Annotated in this window: 19 protein-coding genes and 1 other annotated feature; of the genes, 13 read left to right on the top strand and 6 right to left on the bottom strand. The window is 36.8% G+C overall.

Annotation, left to right across the window (positions count from 1 at the left end):
• The first annotated feature begins 28 nt into the window (after positions 1 to 28).
• From RCJ96_RS00730 to RCJ96_RS00740, 3 genes are read left to right on the top strand one after another with little or no spacing between them, the layout of a single operon-like run.
• Positions 29 to 832, top strand: a complete 804-nt coding sequence (locus RCJ96_RS00730) for an alpha/beta hydrolase (RefSeq protein ID WP_000267412.1) — start codon at positions 29 to 31, stop codon at positions 830 to 832.
• A gap of 37 nt (positions 833 to 869) precedes the next feature.
• Positions 870 to 1,934 (top strand): tetraprenyl-beta-curcumene synthase family protein, encoded by a 1,065-nt coding sequence (locus RCJ96_RS00735; RefSeq protein WP_001102453.1) that lies wholly within the window; start codon positions 870 to 872, stop codon positions 1,932 to 1,934.
• A 60-nt stretch (positions 1,935 to 1,994) separates the two neighbouring features.
• The gene (locus RCJ96_RS00740; protein WP_270796646.1) at positions 1,995 to 2,207 is read left to right on the top strand and encodes a hypothetical protein; all 213 of its coding nucleotides are present in this window, start codon (positions 1,995 to 1,997) and stop codon (positions 2,205 to 2,207) included.
• Positions 2,208 to 2,243: 36 nt separating this feature from the next.
• Here RCJ96_RS00740 and RCJ96_RS00745 read toward each other — a convergent pair whose 3' ends face one another.
• From RCJ96_RS00745 to RCJ96_RS00770, 6 genes are all read right to left on the bottom strand, one after another.
• Positions 2,244 to 3,545 (bottom strand): PepSY-associated TM helix domain-containing protein, encoded by a 1,302-nt coding sequence (locus tag RCJ96_RS00745; protein ID WP_270796645.1) that lies wholly within the window; start codon positions 3,543 to 3,545, stop codon positions 2,244 to 2,246.
• Positions 3,546 to 3,700: 155 nt separating this feature from the next.
• A complete protein-coding gene (locus RCJ96_RS00750; RefSeq protein ID WP_416504477.1) occupies positions 3,701 to 4,375 on the bottom strand; it encodes an aspartate/glutamate racemase family protein in 675 nt (224 codons plus the stop codon).
• 24 nt (positions 4,376 to 4,399) lie between these two features.
• On the bottom strand, positions 4,400 to 5,080 hold the full coding sequence (locus RCJ96_RS00755) for an ABC transporter permease (protein WP_139872601.1): 681 nt from the start codon (positions 5,078 to 5,080) through the stop codon (positions 4,400 to 4,402).
• Positions 5,081 to 5,098: 18 nt separating this feature from the next.
• Positions 5,099 to 5,932 (bottom strand): ABC transporter ATP-binding protein, encoded by an 834-nt coding sequence (locus RCJ96_RS00760; protein WP_074610482.1) that lies wholly within the window; start codon positions 5,930 to 5,932, stop codon positions 5,099 to 5,101.
• Between the two features lie 191 nt (positions 5,933 to 6,123).
• Positions 6,124 to 6,696 carry a class I SAM-dependent methyltransferase gene (locus RCJ96_RS00765; RefSeq protein ID WP_000764489.1) on the bottom strand — a complete coding sequence of 191 codons (573 nt, stop codon included), beginning with the start codon at positions 6,694 to 6,696 and terminating at the stop codon, positions 6,124 to 6,126.
• Complete coding sequence (locus RCJ96_RS00770; RefSeq protein ID WP_416504476.1) at positions 6,693 to 7,652, bottom strand: TIGR01212 family radical SAM protein; 960 nt, start codon at positions 7,650 to 7,652, stop codon at positions 6,693 to 6,695. Before RCJ96_RS00770 ends, RCJ96_RS00765 begins: the two co-directional genes overlap by 4 nt.
• A gap of 111 nt (positions 7,653 to 7,763) precedes the next feature.
• Between RCJ96_RS00770 and RCJ96_RS00775 the strand changes: the two genes are divergently transcribed.
• From RCJ96_RS00775 to leuS, 10 genes are all read left to right on the top strand, one after another.
• The gene (locus RCJ96_RS00775) at positions 7,764 to 8,027 is read left to right on the top strand and encodes a YtzC family protein (protein ID WP_071728744.1); all 264 of its coding nucleotides are present in this window, start codon (positions 7,764 to 7,766) and stop codon (positions 8,025 to 8,027) included.
• A 15-nt stretch (positions 8,028 to 8,042) separates the two neighbouring features.
• On the top strand, positions 8,043 to 8,192 hold the full coding sequence (locus RCJ96_RS00780) for a glycogen biosynthesis protein GlgD (RefSeq protein WP_074610480.1): 150 nt from the start codon (positions 8,043 to 8,045) through the stop codon (positions 8,190 to 8,192).
• A 135-nt stretch (positions 8,193 to 8,327) separates the two neighbouring features.
• Positions 8,328 to 9,350: a DUF418 domain-containing protein gene (locus RCJ96_RS00785; RefSeq protein ID WP_270796669.1), complete on the top strand. Its 1,023-nt coding sequence runs from the start codon at positions 8,328 to 8,330 to the stop codon at positions 9,348 to 9,350.
• 337 nt (positions 9,351 to 9,687) lie between these two features.
• Complete coding sequence (locus RCJ96_RS00790; RefSeq protein WP_000165840.1) at positions 9,688 to 10,449, top strand: ABC transporter ATP-binding protein; 762 nt, start codon at positions 9,688 to 9,690, stop codon at positions 10,447 to 10,449.
• Positions 10,450 to 10,467: 18 nt separating this feature from the next.
• On the top strand, positions 10,468 to 12,327 hold the full coding sequence (locus RCJ96_RS00795) for an FtsX-like permease family protein (RefSeq protein WP_270796639.1): 1,860 nt from the start codon (positions 10,468 to 10,470) through the stop codon (positions 12,325 to 12,327).
• A gap of 329 nt (positions 12,328 to 12,656) precedes the next feature.
• Positions 12,657 to 13,223, top strand: coding sequence for a tyrosine-type recombinase/integrase (locus tag RCJ96_RS00800; protein WP_270796638.1), 567 nt, complete (start codon positions 12,657 to 12,659; stop codon positions 13,221 to 13,223).
• A gap of 33 nt (positions 13,224 to 13,256) precedes the next feature.
• On the top strand, positions 13,257 to 13,754 hold the full coding sequence (locus RCJ96_RS00805) for a cation:proton antiporter regulatory subunit (RefSeq protein ID WP_001026041.1): 498 nt from the start codon (positions 13,257 to 13,259) through the stop codon (positions 13,752 to 13,754).
• Between the two features lie 3 nt (positions 13,755 to 13,757).
• On the top strand, positions 13,758 to 14,981 hold the full coding sequence (locus tag RCJ96_RS00810) for a cation:proton antiporter (RefSeq protein ID WP_416504475.1): 1,224 nt from the start codon (positions 13,758 to 13,760) through the stop codon (positions 14,979 to 14,981).
• A 367-nt stretch (positions 14,982 to 15,348) separates the two neighbouring features.
• A complete protein-coding gene (locus RCJ96_RS00815) occupies positions 15,349 to 16,542 on the top strand; it encodes an MDR family MFS transporter (protein ID WP_074610797.1) in 1,194 nt (397 codons plus the stop codon).
• Positions 16,543 to 16,728: 186 nt separating this feature from the next.
• Positions 16,729 to 16,951: a binding site (T-box leader), on the top strand.
• Between the two features lie 65 nt (positions 16,952 to 17,016).
• The gene (gene leuS / locus RCJ96_RS00820; RefSeq protein ID WP_270695414.1) at positions 17,017 to 19,425 is read left to right on the top strand and encodes a leucine--tRNA ligase; all 2,409 of its coding nucleotides are present in this window, start codon (positions 17,017 to 17,019) and stop codon (positions 19,423 to 19,425) included.
• Positions 19,426 to 19,498: the final 73 nt, after the last annotated feature.

Consider the following 19,498-nt stretch of genomic DNA (forward strand, 5'->3'; position numbering starts at 1 on the left):
GAAAAAGAGTGAAATGGAGGAGAGCCGTATGTGGAATTATGAAGCTGAAGAAGCAAAGGCTGTAATCGTTATCGTGCACGGCGCAATGGAATATCACGGACGCTATGAAGCCGTTGCGGAAATGTGGAATCATATCGGCTATCATGTCGTGATGGGGGACCTTCCGTCACATGGAACGACTTCAAGAAATAGAGGACATATTGATTCGTTTGATGAATACATAGAGGAAGTTAAATTATGGGTGAAAGAGGCAAGAAAGTATCGGTTACCTATTTTTCTATTTGGTCATAGTATGGGTGGTCTTATTGTCATTCGTATGATGCAAGAAACGAAGAGAGAAGATGTAGACGGCATTATTTTAAGTTCGCCATGTTTAGGTGTATTAGCTGGACCTTCTGCACCGCTTCAAGCTGCCTCAAAAATATTAAATATTATCGCTCCGAAGTTACAATTTGCAACGAATCTTACAGTGGAAATGTCAACGCGTAATCATGAAGTGAGAGATGCGATGGAGAACGATTCATTGTTCTTGCGCAAAGTATCAGTACGTTGGTATAGTGAATTGATTAAGTCTATTGAAATCGCTCATAAAAAAATAGATGATTTTCCAGATGTTCCGCTCTTGCTAATGCAAGCATGTGAGGATAAACTTGTAGATAAAACACGTGTCCGCACTTGGTTTGATAATGTTAAAATAAGTGATAAGGCTTTTAAAGAATGGCCGAATTGTTATCATGAGTTATTAAATGAGTATGAGCGTGATGAAATTTTGAATTATATTCAGTCATTTACTGAAATACGCATCAATAACATAATAGAAACAAATAAGTAAATTATTTGTACATTGAATAGAGGAGATGAAGGAAGAAGTGAACGTACCGAGTAATCCCATAACGCTCATGGCGAAAGTATACCGTGATGTGTTTCCGGTTGTACACCATGAGCTAGCGATGTGGAAAGAGCGTGCCTACCATATTCCGAATGATGAGCTTCATAGTCAGGCAATCGCAAGTATTGAGCATAAAACGTTTCATTGCGAAGGCGGTGGCATTTTAGCACTATTAGCAAATGAACACCGTGAGGAATGTATTCGTTTTATCGTCGCATATCAAACGATTAGTGACTACTTAGATAATTTATGTGATCGCAGTACATCACTTGATCCGAATGATTTTGCCGCACTGCATGAATCTATGTTAATGGCATTATCACCTGAAGTAGAAGGTGGCGGTAATTATTATCGCTATCGTGATGATCAAGATGATGGTGGTTATTTAGATGAACTTGTTGAAACATGCCAAGATGTTTTAAAGAAAACGAAGCACTATGACAAAATTGCTCCTATTCTTCATGAACTTGCTTGTTATTATTGTGATCTGCAAATTCATAAACATGTGAAATTAGAAGAAAGAGAACCACGATTACAAACATGGTTTGAAGCACATAAAGAAAACTTACCGGAGATGAGTTGGTTTGAATTTTCAGCATGTGCCGGTTCTACGCTTGGAATCTTCTGTCTTGTCGCATATGCCTTTCATGATGAATTACATGATGAAGATATTGCGAAAATTAGACAAGGATATTTCCCTTACGTACAAGGGCTTCATATTTTACTTGATTATTTCATCGATCAAGAAGAAGACCGCGCTGGCGGGGATTTGAATTTCTGTAGTTATTACGAAAATGAGCAAGCTATATTAGATCGTATGAAACATTTTGTAGAAGAAGCAGAGAAAAGCATTGGTGATTTGCCTCATGCGAAGTTTCATCGTCTCATAAGCCGAGGATTACTTGGTATTTATTTATCAGACCAAAAAGTATCAGCACAAAAGAATATGCACAAAATGGCACGGCGCATTGTAAAATACGGTGGTCTCACTTCACGATTCTTCTATTGGAACGGGAAGATGTACCGAAAGAAAACGGCGCAGTGATGAAGAAAACCACTCATGTAGAGTGGTTTTTTGTTGTAATATGGTAAAGGTGGTGGCGAAATGAAGCAATTGTTTCAAAAGCTATATGACCATATTGAAATAACATTACTCGTGCTACTCTCCATTTCATTTGTAACTGGAATGTATATGATGATGAATAGGCCGAGTGGTCCTACTATAATGGATTACGTACCACAAGTAATAATTGGCGCAATTATTATAGTAGATATTGTTTTTTTAATAAGTAGTAGAAAAAAAGAAAATAGTAAATAAAAAGCATTTGTACATGGGAGTACAAATGCTTTTTCATTATGATCGTATTTTGGAAAATACATATATAAGAAGTTCAATCGCAAAAATAACTAAAACAGACAATCCGAATAAAGGCATGACAGCGCCTAGTATAACCATCATGATAAAGAAAACGATTATGCTTTTCTTATCTCTTTGTTTTGGTGGTGCTGCTAATTTTCCTTTCGGCTTTCTTGCTAACCACATTTTTATTCCGTAATAAATAAGAAGTAATAAAGATAATGTCGTTAGTAAGCATAATATTTTATTTGGCCATCCGAATAAATGACCTTCGTGAAGCGGGATACCGTAAGTGAACCATTGTGCAAATAAGCCATAATCGCGGTAGTCCGTTTTGGAAATGAGCTCTCCACTATATTGATCAAAGTAAGCTGTTATTTCTTCATTTGGTGCGACATCCATACCTGTAATACCAGAACCGCTCGATTTCGAAACGGTGAACACACCTTTCGGATCAGCTGGTAGTGAAATAACATATGGTTTCTTTATTTTAATTCCGTTTCGCAATTCATCGACAGAAATTGCTTTTGGCTCATTTGAATTCGATTCAGGAGGTGCTTCTTTTCTAGTTGCCCACGGCAATTCTTTTACCTGCGATTCAGGAGGTGCCATATACAATTTTGGATATCCGAGTGATTCATTTGACGATGCAATTTTATAAATTTGGTTACCCATAAATCCTGACCACGGCAATCCAGATGCAACTAACAAAACGAGAGGAATTGTAAATATAATACCGATAATAGAATGACGTCGTTTTGCTTTTTCTCTCTTATTGGATGCCGGTGTGTTTTTGAATTGGCGTATACTCATATACAACCCAGTCACAATTAAAAAGATTGTCCAGCATGCCGCAAGTTCTACCGTATAGTTAACGACAGTGCCACCAACTAAAAGAGAACTATGTAATTCCCTCATAATATTGGCAAACGTTTCACTTGCGTTTTGATCCCCAACAATTTGATTATTACTATCTAAATACACATATTTTTGTTGTCCAGTATACTCATTTGCAATCGTAAGTCTCGTATTATAATCCCCATCAAACTCACTAATTTTCGCCACACTATAATGTGGATATTTTTTCTCTGTTAAGGAAATAGAATCAGCCATCGAAATAGATTCTGTTTGGGCGCTCTTCCCAAAATATAAATCTTTATAGATGTAATCTTCAACCTCTTCCCGAAATAAATACCCAATTCCGCTCAGTGACAAAGTAATAAGAAGCGGCGTAATAAAAAGCCCAGCATAAAAATGCCAACGCCAAAAAATATAATGAAGCGAACGATTTACTTTCATACTCTTTGTTCCCCTAACCTTCCCTATATGAATAACTACTTATTTAATATAGCGGGATTAAGTGTGATTACTTTGAAAGAATTGTGAAGAAAGTTAAAAGTTTTGGGGATTTTTATCAAACAAAAAACACATTTCAAAAGTGATGTTTTCTATGTTTATGAAGATCTCTTTGTATTTGATAGATACATCCTAACAACCGCTTTCGCAAGACATTGAGAGGAATCAACAAAATCCTCATTCGCCACCACATTCAAATCGGTACATGCAATAATTGCGGTATCGACTTCATCTCTCAATTGTAAAACGAGCGTATTCCACAATTCGTGAGCTTTTTCAATCTCTCCAGATTTAATACAAGTAATAATTTGATTAATCATTTCCTGCCATGTTTCATGATGAATGTATTCTATATTCCGCTTTGCAATCCCATCTTGGTAAATACCAGCTTGAACAGTAGCTTCTGTTGCAAGAAGAGCGACTCTTTTTGCAGTTTCAGGAATCGCTTGTAACGTTTCATCAACTATATTCAAAATAGGAATAGAAAGAGATTGCTGTAATTCTTCAAAATAAAGATGCGCTGTATTGCACGGCATAGCGATAAAGCTTGCGCCAGTACTCTCGAGTTTTTGTGCTCCTTCAATAATCGCTTTTTTCATCGCTTCATGATCAATAGGGCGATCCATGTAAAACGGTGTTTGGCACGAATAGATCATCATATGAGGAAAGTCCATGTCATGCTTTGCTCCGTATATTGTTTGGCACTCTGCTACAACTGTATCGACGAATGGTCCAGTTGATTTTGGCCCCATTCCTGCTAGTATTCCAATCATTGTTTCGTCTCCTTTCATATGTAATTAAAAACGTTTTTTGCGAACGATAAAAAGAAATAAGGTAAATAATAAAAATGAATATACGATAGCCCATGCTGTCAGCCATAGCGTGTGAGTCAGTATATTATATTTGTATTGTCCAAGCATTAGAAAGCTTTCGACAGGTGGTAAAAACCATAAGAACTCTTTTTTAAACCGGATAGATGCAATCGTTATAAGCAATATAAATGTAAGGCTAAGCCAAGCAGTGCCTGCTTTTTGAATCGTATTTCTAGTAAATAATGTTGCGATTGAAATTCCTAGTATAGAGAAAGACATGTGAGAGAGAAATCCGACTAGAAATAAAGAAGCTGTCATTTTCTCATTAAACATTTGCAAAATAATGGGATAGATTACGGATATAAAAGATAATACAGTACAAATGAGAAGAGCCGTAATATATTTACCAACGTATAATGCGGAAATGTTATTTGTATGTGAAATAGTGATTTGCTCTTGTACAGGGTCTTCCGTATGAAAAATTGTAACTGTAATCCAGGCAGATAATAAATAAAGCGCGAGAGCTGTTTCTAAATATGTCGGTACAATAGGAGTCGGTTTATATGCATATACAAAAAGTAAGCTCATAAAGTACATCGCAATAGGAGGGACGTACTTATACGATTTTGTATAGTCGAGAAAGTGATAACGAATAAGGGCAAACATAATGAACCTTCTTTCGATTTAAAAGTTAGGTTGTAGCAGTGTGATAGATGCTTTTTTATGTAATAAAAACTGAAGCATTTCGTTTGTATATTCTTTTTCGATTTGTAATTGAATAAGGTTTTGATTTGAATTGTGTGCAACGTGTATAAAACCGGATTGTTTTTGTAGTTCTATCGCTGAAAATGTTTCGTGAACAATTGCTTCAATATAGACTTGTTCTGCTCCTTTTTGTGCAGAGATATTTTCTGTGATTGTATGATTTGCTAACGTCACAATTCTATCAGCGAAGTTTTCTAATAGTTGTTTTTCGTGACATGTAAATAACACGGATATACCTTGTTGTTTTAATGAGAGTAAAATATGTTCTAATTCTTGCTGAGAGTTAGGATCGAGCCCAGAAAGCGGTTCGTCTAAAATTAATAAATGTACGTCCGTAAGTAACGCTTGCATAATGCCTGTTTTTTGTTTCATACCTTTTGAAAAGTTTCGTACAACGGAATGTCTTGCATGAAGTAAATGAAACCTTTCAAGAAGCAGCGGAATTTTATCTTTTACATATTTTGTTGATAAACCGTGAATGCGGCCGAGATGAAATAGATAATCCTCTAATGTAAAACGAATCCCTTCAGGAAAATGCTCAGGTACATAGCCGATTTGTATATGTTCTTTCCTTTGAATTGTCCCTGCCGTAGGTGAAATAAAGCCTGCAATTATTTTGAGTAGAGTACTTTTTCCAGTCCCGTTCCCGCCAATAATGGCGAGTGCTTCTCCTTCTGGAATGGATAAATCAATCTTGTCTAGTATAAGTGATTTGCCATACTTCTTTTGAATTCCCTTTAGTTCTACTAGCAAAGTTCTATCCTCCTATACAGTGTATATATCAATTATATAGGAGAATAAAAAAAGACGTGCAATAAGTGCACGTCTTTTTTTGTTATGTTTTGTCGATAAGTCGATATAGTGTGTCGAATCGTCGATATATCGAAAAAATCGTTGATATATTCTAAGTTACGATAGATATAATTGAAAAATCGTCGATATATTTATCGCTTCTCAATCGCCACAATAAATGGCGGGTTATTTTGTTGGTTAATAAAGCCGTATCGCAGTACGTGAGCTTGTTTTTGGTCTAGTTCTTCGGCAAATTTGAGAACAGCGTCGCGTTCTACTTGTCCTTCTGGGTGTCCATGGTAAATAACAAGGACGATGATACCTTCAGGTGCCATTACTTCTAATAATTGTTCGATTGCTGAGATTGTTGAGTTCGGTTTTGTAACGATATGCTTGTCTCCGCCTGGAAGGTAACCTAAGTTGAAGATAGCGCCTGTTACTTTTCCTTTTGCATCTTCTGGTAATACGGATAGAAGTGTATCGTGACTATCGTGAACTAAAACAGTACGTTCGAAAAGTTCTTTTTCTTTTAGACGAGTTGTTGAGCTTTCAATTGCTTCTTTTTGAATATCAAATCCAAATACTTTTCCGTTATCGCCAACGATTTCAGCTAGGAAGCAAGTGTCATGCCCATTGCCTAAAGTTGCATCTACAGCGTAATCGCCTTCTTTAACAGCCGTTTGCAGAAGCGTGCGAGCAAACGGTAATACACGTTCTAATTTCATTTTTGTTTCTCCTCATTTGCATATTTTCCTTGCCAGCTTCCGCGGCGCACAAATTCTGCATCGATGGAATTTAATACTTCCCATTTATTTAAGCTCCACATTGGACCAATCATTAAATCAGGTGGACCGTCACCTGTGATGCGGTGCACAATTACGTCCTCTGGAATGATTTCAAGTTGATCAACAACGAGACTTACGTAATCCTCAAGAGAAAGGAACTCGAGTTGTCCTTTTTCATATTGCTTCACCATTGGCGTTCCTTTTAATAAGTGAAGTAAGTGGATTTTAATTCCTTGTACATCAAGCTTCGCTACTTCACGAGCTGTTTCCATCATCATGTCGTAATCTTCAAGAGGAAGACCGTTAATAATATGAGAGCAAACTCTAATGCCATGCTTGCGTAATTTATTTACACCTTCCACATAAGAAGGATAATCGTGAGCACGATTAATAAGGTTTGCAGTACGTTCATGAACCGTTTGTAGTCCGAGTTCAACCCAAAGATACGTGCGTTTATTTAAGTCCGCTAAATATGCAATGACATCGTCCGGTAAACAATCTGGGCGAGTCGCGATAGAAAGACCGACAACGTCTTTTTCTGCTAGAAGCGGTTCGAATTTTTCTTTTAACACTTCAAGTGGTGCATGTGTATTTGTGTACGCCTGGAAATAAGCGATACATTTTCCGTCTTTCCACTTTGAGCGCATTTTTTCTTTCATTTCATGATATTGCGTTATAACATCATCGCGGCGATCGCCAGCGAAGTCACCAGATCCGGCAGCACTGCAAAATGTACAACCGCCGAAAGCAACTGTACCGTCACGGTTCGGGCAATCGAAGCCAGCATCTAATGAAACTTTAAAGATTTTTTCACCAAATTCATTTCGTAAATGGTAATTCCATGTATGATAACGTTTATTGTCGTTTGTATATGGAAAAGGGTTTTGAACCTTCATTACTTTCCCTCCTAAGCCGAGTCAAAATGAAACAAAATCCATTATAACATACTCATAAGGTAGAGATGGAAGGGACACACTAAAGGGGAATTGAAGCAAGGAGGGACAATTATGGCAGAGCGTCAATCACTTGAATCGTATATTACACAAGCGGAACAAGTTGTGGAATATGCGAAAGAACAATTAGATCTTGGTATGAGACAAGAACATTATAATACGATGGAGTATGCAGATGCGCAGTTACAATTAGAACAAGCATATAACGATTTACAAACGATGCAACAACATGCGAATGATGAGCAACGTGAGCAGTTAAATAGAGCGCGTATGGCAATTCGCCAATTGCAACATCAAATGATTATTACACCGCACTAATAAGGAGTGAATGTAATGGCGAAACGTTCAGATCAAAATAATCCAGAACAAAAAACGCAAAATGGACATAACGCAGAGTTTTCGAATGAATTTGATCCAGTGGTTCAAGTAAAACAGCGTAATAGTAAAAAAGGACAACCGCAAAAATCAAAACAATCAGAGTAAACCAGGTCGCAATATGACCTGGTTTTATTTTGCTATATGACAATAATGTAAGATTGCTGTAAGGTTTACCGATAGTTGTAAAATCACATTTCCAGTAGAGTAAGGGAGGATTAAATTTTGGACAAGGAGTTGCTTATGGGGAACAATATTACAAACAAACGAATTGATGAGTTAGATTACATTCGTGGCTTTGCACTACTGGGAATTATTTTAGTAAATATTCTTGCACTACTTAACATTAAAATTCCAGATCCTAATACAGTGGATGCTAGTTATCAAAGGTTTTTATACTTATTTGTAGAAGGGCGTTTCTTCTCAATCTTCTCATTCTTATTTGGAGTGGGATTCTATATCTTTATCTCTAGAGCAATTGCAAAGGGGAAAAATGGATATGTTTTATTTTTCCGCCGCTTAGTTGCACTATTTATTTTCGGTTTGATTCATCAAATGTTTCAGCCTGGAGAAGCACTAGCGTTATACGCAATTTGCGGGTTAATTGTTTTACCGTTTTATAAGGCGAAAAAAGAAGCGAACCTAGTACTAGGGCTTATTTTAACAATTACCTTCAGTGTAATGGGAGCGAAAGAACTATTACCACTTGGCTTAATTTTATTAGGGCTTGCTGCAGGACAGTATCGTGTATTTGAAAATCTTACGCAGAACATAAAGAAAGTCGCTATTTTTACAGGTATTATGTTTGTTTTAAGCGTAATAGCTGTATGGTATCAATATGGGCACGTTCCTGCTATCCCATTTATAAATGGGATAGTGGAAATTGAAGATGGAACAGTGGATGCTGCAAGCCAATTTTTAAAAATTGGTATTACAGTTGGACCAATTATTTCAGCTTTCTATGTTGGAGCATTAATTTTACTACTACAATTAAAACTAGTTCAAACATTGTTAGCACCACTGAAATACTACGGTCGTATGGCTTTAACAAATTATATCGGTCAAACTGCAATGATTTTAATTGCAGGCAGTGTATGTAACTTTGCAGGAAATTTAACTTACATGCAGACGTTATATGTGTGTATTGCAATTTATGCAATTCAAATTGTGTTTAGTGTGATTTGGATGAAAATCTTTAAAATGGGTCCATTAGAATGGATTTGGCGTGTTATTACGTATTGGACGGTAACGCCTTTAAAGAAATAAAGAGAGAAGTGGGCTGTTCCTTTTGGGGAACAGCCTCTTTATATTGTCGGCTTTTGTCGATAAGTCGATATATTTTGAAAATCGCCGATAAAAGTGAGGGAATCGCCGATATATTTTGAAAATCGCTGATAAAAGTGGAAGAATCGTCGATATATTTGAAAAATCGCCGATATAATTTCATTTACCGATTCACTATGTCACTAGTAGTAAAAGCCAAGCTTACAAACAAACCTTTTTATCTTACAAAAGTGTAAGGTAAATGTAATGTTAACAAATAGCAGTTCAGCTCCAAAAGGCGCAAAATAGGTAATGGAAAAACAAGCGTAGGAGGATATATATGACGAAACCAGTTGTAGACGTGAAAAACGTTCAAAAAGTGTACGGTAAAAAAGGTGAGAACCAATCACACGCATTAAAAGGTGTATCATTCTCAATTCAAGAGGGTGAGTTTGTTGGCATTATGGGACCATCTGGTTCTGGTAAAACGACATTATTAAATGTAATTTCAACGCTTGATAAAGCAACGGGCGGCGTTGTTGAAATTGCGGGTACGGATATTACGAAAATGAAGCAAGGTGAGCTTTCTGATTTCCGCTCGCAAAAATTAGGATTCATCTTCCAAGACTTTAACTTATTAGAGAACTTATCTATTTATGAAAACATCGCATTGCCACTTTCACTTCAAGGTGTTCCATCGCGTAATATTGGGCCGAAAGTAGAAAAAGTAGCAGATATGTTAGGTATTTCAGCAATTCTTCAAAAGTATCCATCTGAAGTATCTGGTGGACAAAAGCAACGTTCCGCAGCAGCACGGGCTTTAGTACATGAGCCAGCTATTATTTTAGGGGACGAGCCAACAGGAGCGCTTGATTCTAAAAACGCGACGAGTTTACTTGATGCGATGACAAACTTAAATCAAGAGCAAGGCGTATCTATTATGATGGTTACTCACGATCCGTTTAGTGCAAGTTACTGTCAGCGTATTTTATTCATTCAAGATGGTGAGCTATATAAAGAAATTCACCGAGGTGGTACACGTGAAGAGTTTTATAAAGAAATTTTAGATGTGCTAGCAGACTTAGGCACACAAAAAGCGTAAGAAAGGAGGTTCTAAGGCATGTTATTTAAACTTTCCATGTCAGGACTAAAGAGTAAGCTGAAAGATTATATCGTCTTACTTGTTGGTCTTGTCATGTCGATTTCAATTTTTTATATGTTCCAAACGTTAGCGTTAAACGAAGCCTTCCTTAAGGAAAATTCTACGATTGGCCAAATTGGATTTGTATTCCAAGCAGGTTCATTTTTACTCGCTATTATAACGTTCTTCTATATTCTATATGCGAACTCTTTCTTACTATCTCTTCGTCAAAAAGAGTTTGGTATGTATATGATGTTAGGAGCGAAAAAACATAAAGTTACATTACTTATGTTTATTGAAACAATCGTATTAGGCGCTGCGTCTCTTGCGATTGGTATTATAGTTGGTGTAGGACTTGCAGAAGGTATCGGACAGCTATTAATGAAACAATTAGAATTTGCTGGTAAAGGCTATAAAGCATTTTACCTGCCATCTATGACTGTTACGTGCATCTTCTTCTTTGCACTATTTGTATTATCGGCAATTATGAACAGTATTAAATTATCACGTATTTCTGTACTGCAACTTGTACATGCAGACGCACAAACAGAACGTGTTGCAGTAAAAGGAAAAATGACAGGTGTAGTTGCCTTCCTTGCGGTTATTTTATTAGGCATTGGCTATGCATCAATGATTTACATGGCAAAACTAAGAGAAATGGGAATCCTTATTGCATTAATTACAACGACAGCTGGTACTTACATGCTATTTGGATCACTTCTTCCGGTTATTATTAAAAAGTTAAAAGGTAATAAAAAGCGTAGTGAAAAAGGACTTAACGCTTTTACATTTGCACAATTAAACTTCCGTATTAATAGCTTAACAAAGGTGCTTGCAACGGTAGCGATGTTAGTTGCTCTTGGAGCAGGGGCAATTTCAGGTGGTATGGCGTTTAAAAATAACGCTATCAAACTGTCTGATGGTTTAGTAATCTATGATTCAGTTGTTCATAATCCTACAGCTGAAGAAAAGAAAATTTTAGACGGTATTACATTTAAAGAGAAAAGCGAATATCGCTACAAAGTTGATGATAAATACGTTTATTATGTAAAAGAAGATTTAGAAAAAAACCGTCCTTTTGTAAAAGATATGACAAATATGAAGTCGATGAAGGATTTAGTGAATACAAAGAAGGTTTCACAGGAACTACCAGTAGGTGCAGTTTCTAGAGAAATGAATGAAAAAGATGCGAACGCTAAAGAACTTCCAGAAGAATGGGTTGATGCTTTTAGCACAATTCATCCGTATTATATATACGAAGATCATGCAATTAAAATTGTAGATCAAAAAATGTACGATGGGATAAATGGTAAAGAAGGTATAGCATTTATCGGAAAAGCAGATGATTTCTTAGTATATACAAAAGAATGGAAAAAACTGGACGAGTTGCAGCTAGATAAATATAAAAATGTAAAAGCTGAAAGATTAAATAGTAAATATCAAACTTACGACATGTTATACGGCGTTGCGAGCGGAACAGTGTTTATGGGATTCTTCCTTGGAATTGCTTTCTTAGCAATGATGGCAAGCTGTCTCATGTTTAAAATTCTTTCTGGTGCATCAAAAGATATTACGCGTTATCAAATGCTTCGTAAAATCGGTGTGCGCCGTGAATTATTAACGAAATCCATTTATAAAGAATTATTCTTAGTCTTCCTATTCCCAGCAATTGTAGGTATTGCTCACGTATTAGTTGGTATGAATATTTTCGGATTTATTTTAATCGATCCGTACTTCCGTATTTGGGTACCAATTGTAATTTTCGTAGTTATTTACACGATTTATTATTTCATTACCGTTCAATTGTATAAAGGAATTGTTCTTCCGAAAGAAGATTAATAAAAAACCGAGCGAAACTGCTCGGTTTTTATTATTTTCAGAAAAAACACTTTAATGTTACTGAAATGTATAATATAATGTAAATAAGTAACATAACATGTAAGTGTCAGCAATAGAAAAATGAAAGGAGGAATCCAATCTGTAGAAAGAGGCTGAACTTGTATCCCCCTATTGTTCCTACCCCACTGTATTTGCACAATTATAAATTTCCAAACCTAAAAGTATATTGTAAAAATAATGGATAATACATGGAAATCTCATAGCGTGATAAGGTAAAATGGACAACATGATGAGAAAATTACCGTTCATAAGATGAGGAGAATACATGTATGGAAGTTGTAGAGGCATTAAAAAATATAAGCCAAATTGAGGCGATGAAAAAGTATTTAAAAGAGCACTCGCAGCGAGATTATCTTTTATTTGTTATTGGAATTAACACAGGATTAAAAATTACTGAGCTACTTAGTATGAAATTTGAAGAGGTATTAAATGAAGATGGAACTGTTAAAGAGTTTTATTCTCTTCCTGTGAAAGATGAAAAGTTTAAACAAGATATTTATTTAAATACAAAAGTAAAAGAAGCACTTTTAGAGTACGTACAATCTATTGATGTGAAAAGAGAAAACTACGTATTTCAATCTAATAAAACGAAAAATTCAATTACACGTCAACAAGCGTATCGTGTAATTCATAATGCTGCTGAAGCGGTTGGGATTGTTGGTAAAATCGGAACAAACTCAATGAGAAAAACGTTTGGATTTCATGCATATAAAAGAGGGATAGCGATTGCACTATTGCAAAAGCATTTTCATCACGCAACGCCATCAGAGACACTCAAGTATTTAGGAATCTCAAAAGATGAAGAATTTAAAACAGAGATTGATGTTGATTTGTAAAAGCCGTAACTAAAAAATTTAGGAGGCGGGAATATGAATATTCGAGAGAGTGAATTACCGGGTATTGGATGTAAGTTTGAAGTAATTACAAAAGGTAATGAAAAGCTGGTTATTGTTATTCACGATGATGGCCGAAGAGAAATGTATCATTTTGATGCAGATCATGATGAAAGTATTTCAAGTATTTCTCTTCGTGATTCGGAGGCGAGACAAATTGCAGCTATATTGGGCGGAATGGTATATAGACCACAAGCGTTAGACACAATTGAGATGGCTTTCGAAGGACTATCAATTGAATGGTTTAAGGTGGAAAATAACGCACCAGTCGTACAAAAAACAATTGGTAGCTTACATGTCAGAAAAACATATAACGTAACGATTATTGCTATTTTAAAAAAGAATATGAAGAAATTCTTTAATCCAGGTCCAGACTCTATTATTGAAGCTGGCGATATGCTCGTGTTATCGGGCGCGAGACATGAAGTGAAAAGAATTATTAATGAATTGCTTTCAGCAGGAGGTGATTCATAATCGATGGATACTTTAATCTTTGAAGTTGGAACTGCGTTAGTATTAGTAGCTTTTGCAGCTATCCTCGCTGCGAAGTTAAAGTTCTCGATTATTCCGTTTCTCATTATACTCGGTATGTTAGTGGGGCCTCATGCCCCTGATTTAGGACTTATCGATTTAAGGTTTATTGAAAGCGGAGAAGTTATTTCCTTCCTCGGCCGTGTTGGCGTCATATTCCTCCTATTCTATTTAGGCCTAGAATTCTCAATAAAAAAATTAATTAAATCAGGAAAATCAATTGCTTTTGGGGGGACTGTCCACATATCACTTAATTTCCTATTAGGTTTGCTTTATGGATATGTGATGGGCTTCCCCTTATTAGAGACGTTAATTATTGCTGGAATCATTACAATTTCATCAAGTGCAATTGTTGCAAAAGTCATTGTTGATTTAAGAAGATCTGGTAATAAAGAGACGGAGCTGATTTTAGGAATCATTATGTTTGATGATATTTTTTTAGCGGTATATTTATCAGTCGTTTCAGGATTAGTACTCGGAGGGGCAACGTCATTTGCAGGTGCTCTTACATCGGTGTTAATCGCAGTAGGGTATATGCTACTATTCTTTGTAATCGCTAGAAAAGCTACGCCGTTCTTAAATAAAATATTAGATATTTCCTCAAATGAAATTTTTATTATCGTAATATTTGCTATTTTATTCTTCGTAGCAGGGTTTTCAGAAACAATTCATGTTGCGGAAGCGATTGGAGCTTTATTATTAGGACTCGTCTTTTCTGAAACGGAGCATAGTGATCGAATTGAGAAGCTCGTTGTCCCATTCCGTGATTTCTTTGGAGCCATATTCTTTTTCAGCTTCGGTTTAAGTATAGATCCGTTTTCACTTGGAGGCGCAGTATGGTTGGCATTAGGAGCAGTTTTCATTACTTTAATCGGTAATTTTACTGCTGGAATGGTTGCGGGACGTAAAGCCGGGTTATCCCATAAGGCTTCTATGAATATAGGTTTAACACTCGTATCACGCGGGGAATTTTCTATTATTGTAGCGAATATCGGCATTGCCGGTGGCTTAATGGCAACGATTAAACCGTTCTCTGCTTTATATGTTTTAATATTGGCATCGTTAGGACCGTTATTAACGAAAGAGTCTGGGAGAATATACTCTCTACTAGATAAGGTATTTAAATGGAGTGCTAAAGAACGTGCAAAGCGAGAAAAAGAAGTTGGGTAATATATAAAGAGGCTGCATGAAGTTCATGCAGCCTCTTTATATAGTGTTGCTGTTGTCGTTTTTTGTCGGTAAGTCGATATATCTTAATAATCGCTGATATATTTCGAGAATCGTCGATATATTTTAATAATCGCTGATATATTTCGAGAATCGTCGATATATTTTAATAATCGCTGATATATTTTAATAATCGCTGATATATTTCCAAAATCGCCGATATATTTTCAAACACCAATCAATATAATTTCCTTTACCGACAAACTATTATCTGAATTTCATCAACTATTAATCAGTTGCCTTCCTATTTAAAAAAGACTACAATTTTACTGTTATAGATGAACGAAAAAATAGAATAGGAGGGGAGACTATGCCAAGGAAAGTATGGCTATTAGTAGCTGGGATGATTATTAATGTCACGGGTGCTTCTTTTTTATGGCCTTTTAATACAATTTATTTGCATGATCACCTAGGAAAATCTTTATCTGTGGCCGGAATGGTATTAATGATCAATTCGCTTACTGGTGTAATTGGAAACTTGCTCGGCGGTGTTTTATTTGATAAATGGGGCGGTTATAAATCAACTTTAGTAGGAATTGTCATTACACTCGTATCGATTTTAGGTCTTGTGTTCTTCCACGGTTGGCCGTTATATGTTGTTTGGCTAGCGTTAATCGGCTTTGGTTCTGGAATGGTCTTCCCATCGATGTATGCGATGGTTGGTACGGTTTGGCCAGAGGGCGGAAGACGAGCATTTAATGCGATGTATGTTGGACAAAACGTTGGTATTGCGATTGGAACAGCGTGTGGTGGATTAGTTGCATCGTATCGTTTTGATTATATTTTCTTAGCAAACTTTATTTTATACTTTGTTTTCTTCTTAATTGCTTTTATTGGATTCCGTGGTATGGAAGACAAGAAAGAGCCAGGAGTACAAAAAGAAGTGGAAACGAAAAAAGGTTGGTCGCTTACACCTGGATTCAAAGCACTTCTTATCGTATGTGTAGCATATGCTTTATGCTGGGTTACATACGTACAATGGCAAGGAGCAATTGCAACACATATGCAAGAGTTAAATATTAGTCTTCGTCACTATAGTTTATTATGGACGATAAACGGAGCGATGATTGTTTGTGCGCAGCCGCTAGTTAGTATGCTAATTCGCTGGATGAAGCGTTCTTTAAAACAACAAATTACGATCGGAATCATCATTTTTGCGGCGTCATTCATCGTATTAAGTCAAGCGCAGCAATTTACGATGTTCCTCGTTGCGATGGTAACATTAACAATTGGTGAATTATTTGTATGGCCGGCAGTTCCGACCATTGCAAATATACTTGCACCAAAAGATAAGTTAGGGTTTTATCAAGGTGTTGTAAATAGTGCGGCGACTGTAGGAAAAATGTTCGGTCCGGTCGTTGGCGGAGCAATTGTTGATTTATATAATATGGAAGTATTGTTTATAGCAATCATGGTAATGCTTGTAGTAGCGCTTATCGCAACGAGCATTTATGATAAACGAGTAAAAGTAGAAGAAACAGTTGAAGAAAAAATTGCAGTTTAGTTTGACGGAACATGTTAACATGTTTTAGAATATATTTAAATAAAACAACCTTTGGAACAAGGGAGATAGCTCGGGTGTCTTAAGACGAATTCGTTAGTTAGTAAGAGTAACGATTAACCGAGAAGCCCTGCTTTAAGTAAGCTCTTATGAGATACGAGGCGGAGGTAGTTCACTTAACTCATATTTGTAATAACAGTGAGAAGGAGTAGTAGTAATAGAAGCTGGTTTAGAGAGTTGACGGTCGGTGCAAGTCAATCCACGTTTCGTTATGAACTCGCCTTTGAGTTGCAGTTGTGAAACTAATAGTAGCAATTGCCGTCAATCCACGTTACGGATCTAAGCGAATGTATATTTTTTGTACATTAATTTAGGGTGGTACCGCGGGAATCTATAACCTCTCGTCCCTTTCTAGGGATGAGAGGTTTTTTGTATTTTGGGCGGTGAAAATAAATAGAATTTTAAGGAGGGTATCTCATGAGCTTTAATCATCAAGAAATTGAGAAGAAGTGGCAAGGGTACTGGGAAGAGAATAAAACATTCCGTACGCCAGATGAGACAGAAAAACCAAAATTTTATGCACTAGATATGTTCCCATATCCATCAGGTGCAGGCCTACACGTAGGACATCCAGAAGGTTATACAGCAACGGATATTTTATCTCGTATGAAGCGTATGCAAGGGTATAACGTTCTTCATCCAATGGGATGGGATGCATTCGGTCTTCCAGCAGAGCAATATGCACTTGATACTGGAAACAGCCCGGCTGAATTTACAGAGCATAATATTAATACGTTCCGTAACCAAATTAAATCATTAGGTTTCTCTTACGATTGGGACCGTGAAGTAAATACAACAGATCCAAACTACTACAAGTGGACACAATGGATCTTCCTAAAACTATTTGAAAAAGGCTTAGCTTATGTTGATGAAGTACCTGTAAACTGGTGCCCAGCACTTGGTACAGTACTTGCAAACGAAGAAATCATTGACGGTAAGAGTGAGCGCGGTGGACATCCAGTTGAGCGTCGTCCGATGAGACAGTGGATGTTAAAAATTACAGCTTACGGAGATCGTCTATTAGAAGATCTAGATGAGCTTGATTGGCCAGAAAGCTTAAAAGATATGCAACGTAACTGGATCGGTCGTTCTGAAGGTGCCGAAGTACACTTCAATATCGATGGTACAGACGAGAAGTTCACAGTTTTCACAACGCGTCCTGATACATTATTTGGTGCAAGCTACTGTGTACTTGCTCCGGAACATGCACTTGTTGCTGATATTACAACTGCTGAACAAAAAGAAGCTGTAGAAGCTTACATTAATTCTGTAAAAATGAAGAGTGATTTAGAGCGTACAGAACTTGCGAAAGAGAAAACTGGTGTATTCACTGGTGCTTACGCAGTTAACCCAGTAAATGGTGAGAAATTACCAATCTGGATCGCTGATTACGTTCTTGCAACTTACGGAACAGGTGCTGTAATGGCAGTTCCAGCTCATGATGAGCGTGACTATGAATTCGCATCAACGTTCAATCTTCCAATGAAGGAAGTTGTAAAAGGCGGAGACATTACGAAAGAAGCATACACAGGTGATGGTGAACACGTAAACTCAGCATTCCTTGATGGTTTAAATAAAGAAGAAGCAATCGCAAAAATGATTGAATGGCTTGAAGTAACGAGCGCAGGAAATCAAAAAGTAACATACCGTCTACGTGACTGGTTATTCAGCCGTCAACGTTACTGGGGTGAGCCAATTCCAGTTATTCACTGGGAAGATGGCACAATGACAGCTGTAAAAGAAGAAGAATTACCATTAGTTCTTCCGAAAACAGACAACATCCGTCCTTCAGGTACAGGTGAATCACCACTTGCTAACATTGACGAGTGGGTAAATGTTGTTGATCCTGAGACTGGTAAAAAAGGTCGTCGTGAAACGAACACAATGCCACAATGGGCTGGTAGCTGCTGGTATTACTTACGTTATATCGATCCAAACAATAGCGAAGCACTTGTAGATCCTGAAAAAGTAAAACAATGGCTTCCAGTTGATATTTATATCGGCGGAGCAGAGCACGCTGTACTTCACTTACTATATGCTCGTTTCTGGCATAAAGTATTATACGATATCGGTGTAGTTCCAACGAAAGAGCCGTTCCAACAATTATTCAACCAAGGTATGATTCTAGGTGAAAACAACGAGAAAATGAGTAAATCAAAAGGTAACGTTGTAAACCCTGATGATATCGTAGCAAGCCACGGTGCAGATACACTTCGTCTATACGAAATGTTCATGGGACCATTAGATGCTTCAATCGCTTGGTCTGAAAATGGTCTTGACGGAGCTCGTCGTTTCCTAGACCGCGTATGGCGTCTATTCGTTCAAGATAACGGTGAATTAAGTGAGAAAATTACTGATGCACCAAATAAAGAGCTTGAAAAAGCTTACCACCAAACAGTGAAGAAAGTAACAGAAGACTATGCAGAGCTTCGCTTCAACACAGCGATTTCTCAAATGATGGTATTCATCAACGATGCATACAAAGCTGAAACGCTTCCGAAAGAATATGTAGAAGGTTTCGTAAAAATGATTGCACCAGTTGCACCTCACATCGGGGAAGAGCTATGGAGCAAACTTGGATACAATGAAACAATCACATATGCAAGCTGGCCAACATTTGATGAGTCTAAACTTGTAGAAGATGAAGTTGAAATCGTTGTTCAAGTTATGGGTAAAGTTCGCGCAAAACTAACAATGAGTAAAGACGCATCAAAAGAAGAAATGGAACAACTTGCACTTGAAGCAATTCAAGACCAAATTGAAGGGAAAACAGTTCGTAAAGTAATTGTTGTTCCTGGAAAACTTGTTAATGTTGTTGCAAATTAATTTATTCTAAATAAAAGCTCAGAGTATTTATGCTCTGAGCTTTTTTGTGTAGAAAATAATTTCTGAATCACCT

The organism is Bacillus sp. BSL6, from assembly GCF_052928345.1.